We start from the raw sequence: 14,493 nt of genomic DNA on the forward strand, positions 1-14,493 counted from the left end.
GGTCACCCTACTTGATCTCGCCGAACACCTCGTGGCGGACGATCTGCCAGCCCTGCGGCGCCGACAGGCGCTCGGCATGGATGGCGCAGAGGTCGTAGGAGTGCGGCTCGTGGTGGAGGCTGAGCGGGCCGAGCACCGCCATCGAGTCCGCGTAGACGTACGTCAGCGTCGACACGGCGTCGCGCGGACACGCGACACGGGAACACGGACGGCTCAACATCGGCCTCAGACTACCGGAGCGCCGCCGACGTAGGATTACGACATGCCCCGCAACCGCCGCACCAGCAGCAACCCTCCGGCGACCAGCCGGTGGCGCAGCCGTCACGGGCGCGGCGCGCGCGGCCCGGTCACGGGACCGCATCTGCCGATGCTGCAGAACCGCATCGACTTCTTCGACATGACCGTGGCGTCCACTGCCGACTACCTCAAGGGCGTCTGGCCGGACGAGCTGGCCGACGTGCACTTCGAGGTCGCCGCGACACCGCTCGGCAACACCGGGAGCGACGGCGTGGACCGCTGGTACGTGGACCACGCGCGCCGGCGCGTCGTGCTGTACCGCGTGCCCATCCAGCGGCTGACCAAGCTGCACCGCGACGACGACCTGCACCGCCGCATGTACATCGAAGGCTGCGTCTTCCGCGCCGTCGCCGAGCTGCTCGGCAAGGACCCGTGGGATCTCGCGCCCGACCGGTTCCGGCACTTCTGATCCGGGCCGCAGGCGCGGCCCGGCGTCAGTGCGGGTAGACCTCGATCGGCGCCGCGAGCGGCCCGGCGGGTGAGACCGCGAACGCGCTGGAGAGACCGTCGCCGGTGAGGCTGACGGCGGCCACGAGCCCGTCGCCCCCGGTGACCGTGTAGCGGCCCGACGGGACCGAGACCCCTGCTCCGCCCTCCGCCGGCACCGTGAGCGCGAGTGGAGCGCCCGACGTCCCCTGGATCTTCACCTTCACGTTCTTGTCCGCGCTGTTGGCGAAATGCAGACGCGCGCCCGGCCCCGGGGGGACGGCGATGAGCTGGGAGTCCGAGATCGGCTGCGAGGAGACGAACCAGGCGAAGTCCCGCGTGGTGGCCCCGATCACCGACGTGCGAACGGCCGCCACGACCGGGACGCTCGAGCGGACGGTGACGGTGAAGCTGCCGTCCTTGAGGTGGTCGAGCGGGATCTCGGCGACGTTGCCCGCCTTCACAGTCTGGGCGTAGGAGTTGCCCGCGGCCGTTCCGGCCTCCCCCACCGCGCCGATCGTGATCTGGGCGTCCTGTGAGCCCGGCACGAAGACGCGCACGGTCGGGAACTCGACGCCGACGCTCTCCGCGGACTGGGCGGCTGTGACCGCGGCGAGGGAGGCGATCGTCACCCCGGAGATCGTCTGCTCGCGGGAGGGCGCGCCCGTCGTGCCCGCGAGCTCGACGCCGCGCGGGTCGATGCCCTGCTCGAAGCTCTGCTGCATGGTGGCCACCACGGCGCCGCCTGCGGTCGTCACGTGGACGACGGGGGCGGTCGCGGAGGGCGCGAGGCCGGCGAGCGGGACGACCTTCTGAGTCCCCGCCGGGACGAGGATCCCGGTCGCGCCGGGCGCTGCCACCCGGCCCGTCTCGGTGAAGATGTCGAGGTTGACCGTCGCGTCGACCGAGGTGGGGTTGGACAGCAGCACGAGGCTGGTCTGCCCGAGGGTGGTCGCGCCGGCGACGAGCCAGCTGTCGGCGGCGGCCTCCGCGCAGGAGGCCGTGGCGAGCCCGGCGAGGTCCGGGGTCACAGCGTGCTGCGCCTGGGCGCCCGCGAACAGCGGAGGACGGGTCGCGCCCTGCGGGGTCGTGGCCGTCAGCGCGAGCGGGGACTGATCGGCGGACTCGGTGGAGGCGTCCGGCTTGAGGTTCCTGGTCTGGACGTCCGACCCGTCGGTGCCGTAGACCGCCGAGAACTTTCCGATCGCACTGGGGCGCGAGGCCTGCCCCGCGTCGGCGGCGAGGGCCAGCACGGGACCGGGGCAGACCCGCTGCTGGTCGGCGGGCACCGGGTGGACGTTCTTCGACGGCGCGTCGATCGCGAAGCCGGACAGCGGGAGCAGGGTCGCACCCGCGATGACGACGGCGGCGACCCCGACGCCGACGACGCCTCCGATCGCGCGGACGCCGCCCTGGGCGAGGGCACGGCGGTCAGCCACGGTCGCTCCTCTCGATGGACGGACGGGGCCGAATGATGGTCTCGTCGAGGCCGTCCTCCAGCGTGGTCGGCGCGTCGAAGGAAACGGCGGCCTGCAGCGCGAAGTCGTGCGCGGTGGCGTTCGGCCCGGTGGCGGGCTCGGGCAGCGCGGGCTCGGGCAGGGCGGGCTCCGCGAATGGGGTCTCCGGCAGCGCGGGCCCCGGCGCGGCCGGCACGGGCCCGGCGGCCGACTCCGGCTCGGGCTCCGGCTCCGGCTCCGGCTCCGCGCCGGTGGTCTGCTCCGGCTCGGGGTCCGCCTCGCGGGCCCCGTCCACGTCCGCGGACTCGACGACGGCCTCGTCCTCCGGCTCGGCGTCCCACTCGTCGAGGACCTCGCCCGCGACGGGGACGTCGCCGTCCGACGGCGGGTCCGGCTCGTCGTCCGGCTCGATGGCGGGAGGCTCGCCGCCGTGCTTGCGCGCGGGGCGGCGGGAGTTCAGCTCGGAGACACGATCGGCCGACCGGGTCGTCGGGATGGCCAGCAGCAGCGTGAAGCCGACGATCAGTCCCTGCACGAGGAGCACGAGCACGCGCACCATCCCGCCGGCGTCCGGCGGGATCAGCGCGGCGGGCGGCTCGACGGCGGTGCCGCGGTCGAACGCCCACAGCGAGCCCGTGGTGGTCTGGCCCACCGGCGCGAGCAGCGAGTTGGCGTCCATCGCGACGCTCGCGCGCGCCCGGGTGGCGTCAGCCGCCGCCGTATCGGGCTTGGCGCCGACGTGCTCGTCCAGCGCGGTCGCCGACGGCGTGAGCAGCACGAAGTCGATGCCGAGGCGCTTCAGCTCGCCCGAGGCGTCGAAGCCGCTGCGCGACGCGAGGTTCCCCGCGAGCGTCGCGAGGTCACGTTGGCCGGCCGACAGCGACCGCTCGGTCGAGTTCAGCGTGGTCTGGCCGTCGAGCGTCTGCCCCGTCCCGCGGACCACCTGCGCCCGGATGCCGCCATCGGGCTGCGGCGTGATCCGCAGCGTGCCGGTGCGCGGCTGGGTCGCGGCCTTCGCGGTCACCACCGCCGGCATCGTCCGGCCGTCGCTCGCCGTCACGGAGGCCTGGCCGTCATGCGTCGCGATCGCCGAGGGCACCGCGGCGATCGCGATCGTCACCATCGCCACCCACGCCGGGGCAAGCGCTCCGCGGTGGAGAGCCGACAGCGCGAGCACCGCCGCGCCGATGAGGCCGAGCCAGTACAGGCTCACCGCGCTGCCCGGCCAGATCGGAACGACCGCGGAGCCGGACACCGCGAGTTCGAGGTGCAGGGCGGTCACCGCGGTGAGGAAGCCCACGAGTGCGACCAGCAGTGCCACGACCGCGCGGACCGTGCCGCGCAGGAAGAGCGCGAGCAGCGCGAGGATGCCGAGCGGCGCCAGCAGGATGGGCACGATGACGTTGCCCGGCGCCGCGCTGAGCCCGAACGCCTGCGCGAGGGCGTGCCAGCCGCCGAGTGCGCCGTCCGGGAAGCCGAGCGCGAGCTGCCAGGCCGGCGTCTGCCGCGCGTCGAGCGGGACCCCCGGGTCGGCGAAGACCGAAAGCCAGGCACCGCGGGCCGCCTGCTGCCAGGCGAGCGGCGCGAACAGCACGATGGCGGGCAGCGGGATGAAGACGATGCGCGCGGCGCGCCGGCCGGCGAACGCGATGGCCGCGATCCAGGCGATCACCAGCGCCGGGATGAGGATCGGGGCGCAGGCGACCGTCGCGGCCGCGAGCAGGGCCGTCGTGGCGCTGGCCGTCCAGGAGCGGCGGGCGGCGAGGCCGGCGAAGAACAGCCACGGGAGCAGGATGTGCGCGAGCACGGCGCCCGGGCGGCCGCCTTGCAGCGCGACGAACAGGGTCGGCGCCAACGCGTAGACGACGGCGGCGAAGGCGCGGAGCGTCGGCCGCACCGTGAGCCGGGCGGCGGCGAGCCAGGCGCCGAGGGCGGCGAGCGGCAGGGCGAGCAGCCAGAGCGCCACGAGCGAGACGCTCGGCTGCCAGAAAGTGAGGGTGCCGAGCACGGCCAGGACCGCGGAGAACGGGTCGGCGGCGCCGGTGAAGCCGAGGTTGATGTCGCGCCAGCCGTAGCCGAGGTTCGCCCAGAGCTCGCCGACGGAGGAGTTCAGCGGCAGCATCCCGCCGCCGGTGATCGCGCCGGAGCCGGCCAGCGGATAGAAGAGCACGACGCCGACGGCCAGCATCGCGAGCACCGTCCAGCCGCCGCCGGTGCCCCAGAAGTCCAGTTCCTGACGCTCGCCCTGCTGGCGGACCATCGCCGCCTCGCGCTTGAGCGCGCGCCCGCGGCGCACGTCGGCGAACGGCAGCCGCAGCGGCGCGATGGCCGCCCAGCCGACCGTCCGGGCGCGGGCGAGGCGGCGGCGGCCGGCGCCGACCGCCATGCCGGAGAACGCTACCCGGAAGGCCGCGCCCAGCTCGCCGCCGACCGAGCCAGGCTCCTTGCGGAGCAGGCGGATGACGGAGCGCACGATCGCCAGCGGCACGAGGGACAGCCAGTGCGGCACGAGCGCCCAGCCCGGCGCGTAGACCATCCGCCGGTGGAGCTGCGCCCTGCGCCGCTCCCCCGCGAGCTTGCGGCGCACCGACCATTTGCGCGACAGGTTGGGGCCGGCCACGCCGTCCCCGCCGACCGCGACGCGGGCCTGGGCGACGAGCGTCACGCGGTAGCCGGCCAGCCGCGCCCTGGTGCAGAAGTCGAGCCCGGAGTCGATGGTGGGCAGCGCCGGGTCGAAGCCGTCGAGCGCGTCCCAGACCGGCTGGCGGACGAGCATCCCGGCGGGCGACACCGCGAGCACGTCACTCAGGCCGTCGTGCTGGGCCTGATCGAGCTCGTTCTCGACCAGCGGGAGGGAGGCGCCGAACGGCGTCATCGACTCGCCGAACTCGCGGATGAACGCGGCGTCTTCGGCGTCGACCAGCTTGGGGCCGACGACGGCCACGGACGGTGACACCTCGAGCGCGCCGATCAGCGCGGCCAGGGCGCCCGGATCCGGCGCGGTGTCGTGGGCGAGCAGCCAGAGCAGTTCGTCGGAGGAGGTCGTGGGAGGGAGCACGCGCACGGCGGTGGCGATCGCCGTGCCGAAGGACAGCTTCTCCGGGCTGCGGAGGAGCTGGGTGGGCTTGGCGTCGGCGAGGAGGCGGGCGGCGTCGTCCGTGCTCGCGCAGTCGACGGCGATCACGGCGTCCGGCTGTCGGGTCTGTGCCGCGAGGGCGTCGAGAGTGCGCTGCAGGCTGGTGCCGCCGCTCGGGGCGACGACGATGGCGGTGACTCTCGGATACATCGGGAGTCAGCCTAAGTTGGGGCTGCGCCGATCCCGGTAGTGCGTCGGGCGCGGCGCGTATTCGACCCGGTTCAGCCCGCGCGCTTGCGGAGCTTGCGGCGCTCGCGCTCCGAGAGCCCGCCCCAGATCCCGAACCGCTCGTCGTTGGCGAGCGCGTATTCGAGGCACTGGGAGCGGACCTCGCACGAGGTGCAGATCCGCTTGGCGTCGCGAGTGGAGCCGCCCTTCTCGGGGAAGAACGCCTCCGGATCCGTCTGCGCGCACAGGGCGTCGGACTGCCAGGCGAGCGGGTTGTCGTCCTCGACAGCCGCCCGGACTCCCGGAACTCCGAGTCGCACCGGATCCACGAACCAGTCGTCGGGTACCCCAGAACGATATTCAGGAATTGCCATATCGGTTCCCCACCCTCTAACTGACGTCACACGTTTGTCGTGTCGCAATAATTACACCGTTGTCATTCGCTTCCGTCAAGTCGCGAATCGTAAAGCCTTAACGCCTGGTCGAGACTTCACGACGCGCCGGGGCTCGGCAACAATCGCGACACGCCCGACCTGTCTACCCCCGTCGACAGCGAGGTCAGGACGCCGCCTGCCGTGCATCCCAGGCGCTGCCTACCATTTCCTCGAGGGAGTGGCGCATCTTCCAGTCGAGATCGCGCGCGGCGAGCTCTCCCGAGGCAACGATCCTCGCCGGGTCCCCCGGCCGTCGAGGCCCCACTTCTGGGGTGAAGGGAATGTGGGTGACGCGGGCCACCGTCGACATGATCTGGCCCACGCTGACGCCGTCGCCGCTGCCCAGGTTGTAGACGGCCTCGATCGGCTCCCCCGCGTCCAGCCGCTTGGCGGCGGCGACGTGCGAGACGGCGAGGTCGGCGACGTGGATGTAGTCGCGCACGCAGGTGCCGTCCGGAGTCGGGTAGTCGTCGCCGTTGATCCGCGGGATGCGGCCGGCGACGAGGGCGTCGAAGACCAGCGGGAAGAGGTTGTGCGGGCTGGTGTCGCGCAGTGCGGGGTCGCCGGAGCCCACGACGTTGAAGTAGCGCAGCGACGTGTGACGGAGGCTCGCGGCGACGCCCTGGTCGCGCAGCAGCCACTCCCCGATCAGCTTGGACTCGCCGTACGGCGACTCCGGGCTCTTCGGAGTGGACTCGGTGACCAGGTCGACGTCCGGCGTGCCGTACACCGCGGCGGACGAGGAGAAGACGATCGCGTCGACCCCCGCCTCCTGCATCGCGGCGAGCAGCACGGCGGTGGCGGTGACGTTCTGCTCGTAGGTGTGCAGCGGGCGCTGCACGGAGACGCCGGCGTACTTGAAGCCGGCGACGTGGACCACGCCGCTGATCGTGTTCTCGCGGAAGATCCGCTCCAGCAGCGCGCCGTCGAGGATGGTGCCGCGGTAGAACGGCACGTCCGACGGGACGAACTCCTCGTGCCCGCTGGACAGGTCGTCGACCACGACGACCTCGATGTCCTCGGCGCGGAACGCCCGCACCACGTGGGAGCCGATGTAGCCGGCCCCTCCAGTCACCAACCACGCCACGGGCGTCCTCCTGCTTCGATAAGGAACGAGGGAATCAGAGCAACCCTAGCGTTCGACAGGCGGACGCCTCCCGCAGCCGGTCAGACGAAGGCGGCCTCCCCGGTGATCGCCCGGCCGACGATCAGCGTGTTCATCTCGCGGGTGCCCTCGTACGAGTACAGCGCCTCCGCGTCCGCGAAGAACCGGGCCACGTCGTAGTCGATCACGATGCCGTTGCCGCCCATCAACTCGCGGCAGCGGGCGACGGTCTCGCGCATGCGTGCCGTCGCGAACGCCTTGGCCAGGGCCGAGTGCTCGTCGCGCTGCTCGCCGTCGTCCAGCATCTGGGAGACCCGGGTGCAGAGGGCGATGGAGGCGGTGATGTCGCCGATGGACTTCACCAGGAGGTCCTGGATCAGCTGGTGCTTGGCGATCGGCTTGCCGAACTGCACGCGCTCCTTCGCGTAGCGCAGCGCCGCCTCGTAGGCGCCGACCGCGACGCCGACGGCCGACCAGGCGACCTCGGCGCGGGTCAGCCGCAGCACCGCGGCGGTGTCGCGGAAGCTGTTCGCGTTCTGGAGGCGCAGCGACTCCGGCACGCGCACGTTCTCGAGGGTGATGTCGGCGTTCTGGACGATGCGCAGCGACTGCTTGCCCTCGATCTTGGTCGCGGTGTAGCCGGGGGTGCTGGTCGGGACGATGAAGCCCTTCACCTGACCGTCCTCCGCGCTCTTCGCCCAGATGACGGTGATGTCGCTGAAGGTGGCGTTGCCGATCCAGCGCTTGGAGCCGTTGAGGATCCAGTCGTAGCCGTCGCGGGTCGCGATCGTGCGCAAGCCCTGGGCCGAGTCGGAGCCGGAGTCCGGCTCGGTGAGGCCGAACGCGCCGAGCACCTCGCCGCTGGCGAGCTTCGGCAGCCACTCCGCCCGCTGCTCCTTCGAGCCGCAGACGCCGATCGCGCCGAGCGCCAGGCCGTTCTGCACGCCCACGTACGTGCTGACGGAGGCGTCGACCCGGGCCAGCTCCAGGGCGACCCAGCCGCGGAAGACCGCCGAGTTCTCGAACGGCGCGGTCTCCTCGAAGCCGAGGCCGATCGCGCCGGCGCCGTGCAGCACGTCGACGATCTGCCGCGGGAACTCCGCACGCTCCCAGTACTCGTTGACGATCGGCTTCAGCTCGGACTCCAGCGCTGCGCGCAGGTTCGCGATGAAGTCGCGCTCGCGCTCGGTCAGGAGGTTCTCGAAGCCGTAGAAGTCGCTGGCGAGGGATTCGAAGGCCATGTGTGCTCCAGTGCATGCGGTCGGCAGAGACCGCCAGCCTAGAGACGGGCCAGAAGAGCGGCAAAGCGATTGGTACTTTGGTCTAACCGGACCGAAGGGAACACGACGGATGTTTGTGCGCATCGGCAACACGCCGCGCGATTACGCGTGGGGTTCCACCACCGCGATCGCCCACCTCCTCGGCACGACGCCGAGCGGGGGCCCGGAGGCGGAGCTGTGGCTGGGCGCGCACCCGGGCTCCGCGGCCCGCATCCTGGACCCGGCCCAGACCGGCGGGGCCGCCGACCTGTCGCACTGGAGCGAGACGGCCGGGAAGCTCCCCTACCTGCTCAAGGTGCTCGCGGCGGCGGGGCCGCTGTCGCTGCAGGCGCACCCCTCCTCTGCGCAGGCGCGGGCCGGGTTCGAGCGCGAGAACGCCGAGGGCCTGGCGCCGGACTCCCCCGAGCGCAACTACAAGGACCCGTTCCACAAGCCGGAGATGATCTTCGCGCTGTCCGACCCGTTCGACGCGCTCTGCGGCTTCCGCGAGCCGACGGACAGCCGCGCCGCGCTCGAACGGCTGGCGGGCCGCGAGCCTGCGGTGGCGGCGTTCGCGGCGACGCTCGACGGCGAACCGGAGGCGGCGCTGCGGCGGGCGACCGAGTGGCTGCTCGGCGGTGCGCCCGAGGTCGCGGCGGTCGTGGACGCCGTGGTGGAGGCAGCGCGGACAGCGGAGGGCACCGCGGCCGACAGCACCGACGCGGACACCGTGCGGATGCTCGCCGACGCGTTCCCCGGCGACCCCGGCATCGTCCTCGCGCTCCTGCTCAACCGGGTGGCTCTGCGCCCGGGCGACGCCCTCTACCTCCCGGCGGGCAACATCCACGCCTACCTCCGCGGGCTCGGCGTGGAGCTGATGGCCGCCTCCGACAACGTGCTGCGCGGCGGCCTGACCCCGAAGCGGATCGACGTGCCGGAGCTGGTGAGCATCCTCGACTTCGCGCCGTTCCACGTCACCCCGATGGTGCGCGAGCGGCCGGCGCCCGGCGTCGAGGAGTTCGTGCCGGACGTGCCGGACTTCCGGCTGGCGCGTGTGGAGATCGGCGGCGACGTCGCGTCGGCCTCGGTCGACCTTCCCGGCACGGCGATCGTGCTCTGCACAGCCGGGGAGGTCGAGCTCCGCGGTGCCACAGGCTCGCTGCGGCTCTCCCGCGGCGAGGCCGCCGTGGTGACGGCGGACGAGGGCACGCTGACGATATATGCCGGCGCGGGAACACTCTTCGTGGCGACGCCGAACCGGTGAGCTATTCTTCGGGGGTGAGCAGGCCCTCCCACCCGGCGCCCGGAGCGAACCCGGTGCGCGACCGCGTCGACGCCGCCCGCGGCGCCTCCGGCACCGGGGTGTCGGTGTTCGCGGTGCTGGTGCTGTTCACGCTGTTCGCCGGGGACTTCTGGCGCAACCTGATCAGCTGGCCCGGGTATTTCGTGCTCGCCGGGGTCCTGGCGGTGGGGAGCGTCGTCCTCCTGGTGCGGCTGCGGCCCGTCGTGCGCTGGCGGAAGCTGCCGAAGACGCTCGTGCTCTTCCTCGCGTACGCGGTCGTCTCGCTCGCCTGGTCGGCGTACCCGGGGGCGACCGCGCTCGGGCTGGTCGCCCAGTTCGCCACCACCGGCGCGGCGTTGTTCCTCGCCTTCTGCCTGAGCTGGCAGTCACTGCTGACGGCGCTGGCGAACGCCTTCCGCTGGATCCTGGGCCTCTCGCTCCTGTTCGAACTGATCGTCGCCGTCTTCGTGCGCAAGCCGGTGCTCCCGCTCACGCCCGCCCAGCCGGCGCCGGCCTCGCACATCCCGTCGGCCTTCTACTGGAGCCGCGACCTGCTCTTCCACGGCGGCCAGATCCAGGGGATCGTCGGGAACAGCAACCTGCTGGCGATGGTCGCACTGCTCGGGCTCGTGGTCTTCGGCATCCAGCTCGCCGATCGCAGCATCCGCCGCGGCACCGCGATCACGTGGGTCGTCGTCGCCGTCGTGACCTTCGCGCTGACCCGCTCCTCGACCGTGTTCATCGCCGCCGTGTTCACCGCGGTCGTCCTCGGCTTCGCGCTCTGGACGCGCCGCGCCGGCCCCGAGCGGCGGCGGCCCGTCTATCTCACGGCCGCGGCGCTCGCGGTCGTGATCGTCGTCTCCGTCGCGCTGTTCGCCTCCCGCATCCCCGTGCTGCTCGGCAAGAGCGAGGACCTCACCGGCCGGCTCACGATCTGGGACTCGGTCATCCACCTCGCCCAGGAGCGCCCCGCGTTCGGCTGGGGCTGGGTGAGCTACTGGGCGCCCTGGGTCGAGCCCTTCAAGAACCTCGCCGTCCGCAGCGGCGTCGTGTACCTGCAGGCGCACAATGCCTGGCTCGACGTGTGGCTGCAGCTCGGGATCGTCGGCCTGGTGATCTTCGCCCTCCTGGTGCTGAGCACGCTCTGGCGGTCGTGGTTCCTGGCCGTGGACCGGCCCCGGGTGGCCGTCGCCGACGACCTGCCCTACACAGCGCTCGCGCTGCTCCCGCTGCTGCTGCTGGCCGCGCTGCTCGCCCAGAGCCTCGCCGAGAGTCGCATCCTCATCGAAGGCGGCTGGGCGCTGCTCGCGCTGCTCTCCCTGAAGACCAAGCAGTCCGCCACGTAGGATTCTGTTCATGGCCGAACCGCGTCGAACCCTGGTGCCGCCTGCGGTGACCGAGTTCCTGGGATCGGCGAGATTCAACTCGACCCTCGCGCTGCTGGCGGTGGTGACCGGCTTCTCCACCCACGCCATCCGCGCGATGATCGGCTGGCCTGGCCTCATCGGCGTGCTCGGCACGATCGCGCTGCTGGCGGCGCTGTCGTTCATCGCCCAGTGGAAGCTCATCGAGTGGCACGGCCTGCTGCCGATCTCCGCGTTGCTGTTCGTCGGCTGGTGCGCGCTGTCCATCATCTGGAGCGACTACCAGTGGGCCACCGTCGCCGGAGTCCTCTACCAGCTCCTGTTCGCCTTCCTGGCCGTCTACATCGCGCTCGTGCGCGACGCCATCCAGATCGTCCGGGTGGTCGGCGACGCCCTGCGGGTGCTGCTGACCGTGTCGCTGGCGCTGGAGGTCCTGAGCGGGCTGCTGCTGGACCTGCCGATCCGCTTCCTCGGGATCGCCGGCAACATCGCGGCCGGCGGCCCGATCCAGGGCCTGTTCGGCACCCGGAACCAGCTCAGCATCGTCGCGCTGATCGCGTTCGTCACCTTCCTCGTCGAGCTGCGCACGCGCTCCGTGCGGCCCGCGCTGGCCGCATACTCGATCACGCTCGCCGTGCTCTGCATCCTGCTCGCCCACTCCCCCGTGATCGCCGCCGTTTCGGTTGTGGTCGGCTTCGCCACCCTCGCGCTCTACCTGCTGCGCAAGGTCCCGGCCCACCGCCGGACGCTGGTGCAGTGGGCGCTCGCGGTCGTGACCGTCGCCGTCCTGGTCGTCGCCTACATCTACCGCACCCGCGTGATCGACCTGCTCAACGCCCGCGCGGACTTCCAGGTGCGCTACAAGCTGTGGATCCAGATCTGGGAGCTCATCCCGATCAACCAGATCGCCGGCTGGGGCTGGGTGGGCGCCTGGCCGACCGACCTGTATCCGTTCAGCGCCATCGACGACGCGACCGGCACCTATCACCCGGACGGCCTGAACGCCTACCTGGACGTCTACCTGCAGGTCGGCTTCATCGGCCTCCTGATCTTCATCACGCTCATCGCTTTGGCGTTCGGCCGCTCGTGGCTGCTCGCCTCCAACCGGCGCAGCGTCGTCTACGCCTGGGCGCCCCTCGTCCTGGTCGCCTTACTGGTCACGAGCGTGTTCGAGAGCTCGATCCTCATCGAGTCCGGCTGGATGCTCCTTGTGATCTGCACGGTCAAGGCCTCCCAGGGGATGAGCTGGCGGCTGCGGCTTCCGCACCACGACGGCGCCCCGCGACTCTGAGCCCGGCCAGGTGGATGACGAGTCCGACCGCCGGTCCGGCGGCCAGGGCGAGCGCCGCGCGCTCCGGCAGCGCGAGGGGGAGGAATAGCAGCCCGATGGTGACGACCGAGGCGACCACCCAGCCCACGGCGTAGAGGCCGTGCGCGTCCCGGGCGAGCACGGCCGAACCGCTCACGAAGAGCGCTCCGATCAGCCCCGACGACGCGATCAGCGCGACGATGACGCCCGCGCCGAGGTGGTACTGCGCTCCGAACACGAAGCGCATGACAGCGACGCTCCAGAGCCAGGCCACGAGGCAGAGGACGGCCATGACGGCGGCGATGCCCACGAGCAGGACCACGACGGTCCGGCCGGTCCGTTCCGGGTGATGGGCGAACCGGCTGACCAGGTAGCTGGACAGGGCGGTGAGGGGGACGAGGATGGGCGCGCGGGTGAGGGTCACGGTCAGCACCAGCGACCCGAGCGCTGCGTGGTTCCCCTGCCCCGCGAAGAACGAGAGCAGGAGCGGGAACCCGTTGATCAGGACCGCCGTCGCGGACGCCGCCAGCACCGTCCGCCCGGTGTTCGCGATGAGCACCCGGACGCCGTCCGCGACCCGCGCGTTCGCGACGAACCGCCGAGGTGCGCTGAGGAAGACGATGGCGAGCGAGAGCGGGAAGGGGGCGATCACCGCGATGGCGAGCGCCACCAGGTCGTCCGTGACGGCGAGCACCGCCGCGACCCCCACGAAGCGGATGATGCCGTCGAGCGCGACGACGGCGGCGAGCTGGCGCCACATCCCCGCGCCGGCCGCGACGCCCGACGCGGCCGCCACGAGGCAGTTCAGCGCGGCTCCCAGCGCGACCAGCCAGAAGAGGCCGGTGTTGTGGGCTCCGAGGCTGGGAGCGGCCCAGAGCCACCCGGTCGCGACGACGACTGCGCCCACGACGAGCGCCATCACCCCGGCGAAGGCCCAGAGCGAGGTGCGCGGCGACCCGGCGCCGTCCTCCGACCGCGCGACGATGGTCTGCGCCGTCGCCCTGGTCGACTCCTGCTGGAGGCCGAACAGGATGCCGACGACGAGGAACAGCGCCGACCAGAACACCGAGAACACCCCGTAGCCCGCCGCTCCGATCGCGGTGTAGACGCGCCAGGTCACGGCGTAGCCGGCGATGCCGGAGACGGCCGTCGCACCGAGGATCAGCACTACCGAGGAGCGCGCGCCGGGCTGCGCCGAGGGTCCTTCGACCTCGGGGATGGGCTCGTTGACAGGCTCGAAAGCGGTGATGAGTGACTCCAGGAAGGCATGGAAGGATGGGGCGTGGCAGCCCGCGAGCCGCAGCCCCCACCCTACGATGAAAGCTTGGACGCAGTGACGATCGACATAATGATGCCGTTCTACGGCGACCCGGGGCTCTTCCGGGAGGCGGTGGAGAGCGTCCTCGCGCAAAGCGACCCCGCGTGGCGGCTCGTGGTGATCGACGACGTCTATCCCGACCGCGCCCCGGGCGAATGGGTGTCGTCGCTGTCCGACACACGGATCGTCTACACGCGCAACGAGAAGAACCTCGGCGTCTCGGGCAACTTCTCCCGCGCGGTCGACCTCGTGGAGAGCGAATGGTTCGTCCTGATGGGGTGCGACGACCTCCTCGAACCGGACTACGTCGCGACGATGCGGGCGGCGATCGGACGGCACCCCGGCGCGGCCTACTTCCAGCCCGGCGTGACGGTCATCGACGACGCGGGCACGCCGAGCCTGCCGCTGCCCGACCGCGTCAAGACCTGGTACCGGCCGCGCGGCGACGCGGAGCTGGTGCTCACCGAGGAGCGCCTGGCGATCAGCCTGCTCCGCGGGAACTGGACCTACTTCCCGTCGATCGTCTGGCGCACGGAGGCCGTCCGGGCGCACGGGTTCGACCCCGCGTTCGACGTCGTGCTCGACCTCGCGCTCCAGCTCGATCTGGTCCTCGACGGCGGCTCCCTCGTCGTCCTCCCCGACCGGGTGTTCCGGTATCGCAGGCACGCCGGGAGCGTGTCGTCGTGGACCGCCACCGACGGCAGCCGCTTCGACGAGGAGCGGGCCTTCTTCCTAGCGACGGCACGGGTCCTGCGGGAGCGCGGCTGGAGGCGGGCCGCGCGGGTCGCCGCCGCCCACTGGTCGTCCCGGCTGAACGCCGTGACCCGCGTCCCGTCCGCCCGCGGGAACCCCTCCGGCCTCCGTTCGCTCGGACGCCACGTCTTCACGGGATGGCGCGCGGCGGCATCCGGCATGCCGCCACGGTAGAATTCAGCATC

12 protein-coding genes are annotated in these 14,493 nt (G+C 72.1%); 5 read left to right on the top strand and 7 right to left on the bottom strand.

From position 1 onward, the window contains the following. Positions 1-7: 7 nt before the first annotated feature. Positions 8-361, bottom strand: a complete 354-nt coding sequence (locus tag AC1ROW_RS06605; protein WP_493018037.1) for a DUF3499 family protein — start codon at positions 359-361, stop codon at positions 8-10. Between AC1ROW_RS06605 and AC1ROW_RS06610 the strand changes: the two genes are divergently transcribed. Further along, on the top strand, positions 263-706 hold the full coding sequence (locus AC1ROW_RS06610) for a metallopeptidase family protein (protein ID WP_493018038.1): 444 nt from the start codon (positions 263-265) through the stop codon (positions 704-706). The genes AC1ROW_RS06605 and AC1ROW_RS06610 overlap by 99 nt on opposite strands. A gap of 25 nt (positions 707-731) precedes the next feature. Here the strand turns inward: AC1ROW_RS06610 and AC1ROW_RS06615 are convergent, their stop codons facing one another. From AC1ROW_RS06615 to AC1ROW_RS06635, 5 genes are all read right to left on the bottom strand, one after another. Beyond that, positions 732-2,162: a DUF5719 family protein gene (locus tag AC1ROW_RS06615; RefSeq protein WP_493018039.1), complete on the bottom strand. Its 1,431-nt coding sequence runs from the start codon at positions 2,160-2,162 to the stop codon at positions 732-734. Continuing rightward, on the bottom strand, positions 2,155-5,466 hold the full coding sequence (locus tag AC1ROW_RS06620) for a glycosyltransferase family 2 protein (protein WP_493018040.1): 3,312 nt from the start codon (positions 5,464-5,466) through the stop codon (positions 2,155-2,157). The genes AC1ROW_RS06615 and AC1ROW_RS06620 overlap by 8 nt, the downstream gene beginning before the upstream one ends. A gap of 71 nt (positions 5,467-5,537) precedes the next feature. Then, complete coding sequence (locus AC1ROW_RS06625) at positions 5,538-5,858, bottom strand: WhiB family transcriptional regulator (protein WP_345836731.1); 321 nt, start codon at positions 5,856-5,858, stop codon at positions 5,538-5,540. A 184-nt stretch (positions 5,859-6,042) separates the two neighbouring features. Next, complete coding sequence (galE, locus tag AC1ROW_RS06630) at positions 6,043-7,005, bottom strand: UDP-glucose 4-epimerase GalE (RefSeq protein WP_493018041.1); 963 nt, start codon at positions 7,003-7,005, stop codon at positions 6,043-6,045. A gap of 80 nt (positions 7,006-7,085) precedes the next feature. Continuing rightward, entirely contained in the window at positions 7,086-8,264 is a 1,179-nt protein-coding gene (locus AC1ROW_RS06635; RefSeq protein WP_493018042.1) for an acyl-CoA dehydrogenase family protein, read from the bottom strand. 109 nt (positions 8,265-8,373) lie between these two features. On the opposite strand from AC1ROW_RS06635, the gene manA reads away from it, so the two are divergent. From manA to AC1ROW_RS06650, 3 genes are read left to right on the top strand one after another with little or no spacing between them, the layout of a single operon-like run. Beyond that, a complete protein-coding gene (manA, locus tag AC1ROW_RS06640) occupies positions 8,374-9,546 on the top strand; it encodes a mannose-6-phosphate isomerase, class I (protein ID WP_493018043.1) in 1,173 nt (390 codons plus the stop codon). A gap of 14 nt (positions 9,547-9,560) precedes the next feature. Further along, positions 9,561-10,910: an O-antigen ligase family protein gene (locus tag AC1ROW_RS06645; protein ID WP_493018044.1), complete on the top strand. Its 1,350-nt coding sequence runs from the start codon at positions 9,561-9,563 to the stop codon at positions 10,908-10,910. A 10-nt stretch (positions 10,911-10,920) separates the two neighbouring features. Beyond that, positions 10,921-12,219 carry an O-antigen ligase family protein gene (locus tag AC1ROW_RS06650; protein ID WP_493018045.1) on the top strand — a complete coding sequence of 433 codons (1,299 nt, stop codon included), beginning with the start codon at positions 10,921-10,923 and terminating at the stop codon, positions 12,217-12,219. Here the strand turns inward: AC1ROW_RS06650 and AC1ROW_RS06655 are convergent. Beyond that, a complete protein-coding gene (locus AC1ROW_RS06655; RefSeq protein WP_493018046.1) occupies positions 12,152-13,405 on the bottom strand; it encodes a hypothetical protein in 1,254 nt (417 codons plus the stop codon). The two genes, AC1ROW_RS06650 and AC1ROW_RS06655, sit on opposite strands and share 68 nt — an antisense overlap. A 165-nt stretch (positions 13,406-13,570) precedes the next feature. On the opposite strand from AC1ROW_RS06655, the gene AC1ROW_RS06660 reads away from it, so the two are divergent. Beyond that, complete coding sequence (locus tag AC1ROW_RS06660) at positions 13,571-14,482, top strand: glycosyltransferase family 2 protein (RefSeq protein WP_493018371.1); 912 nt, start codon at positions 13,571-13,573, stop codon at positions 14,480-14,482. Positions 14,483-14,493: the final 11 nt, after the last annotated feature.

The organism is Leifsonia sp. GW821-FHT13C09, assembly GCF_058806435.1.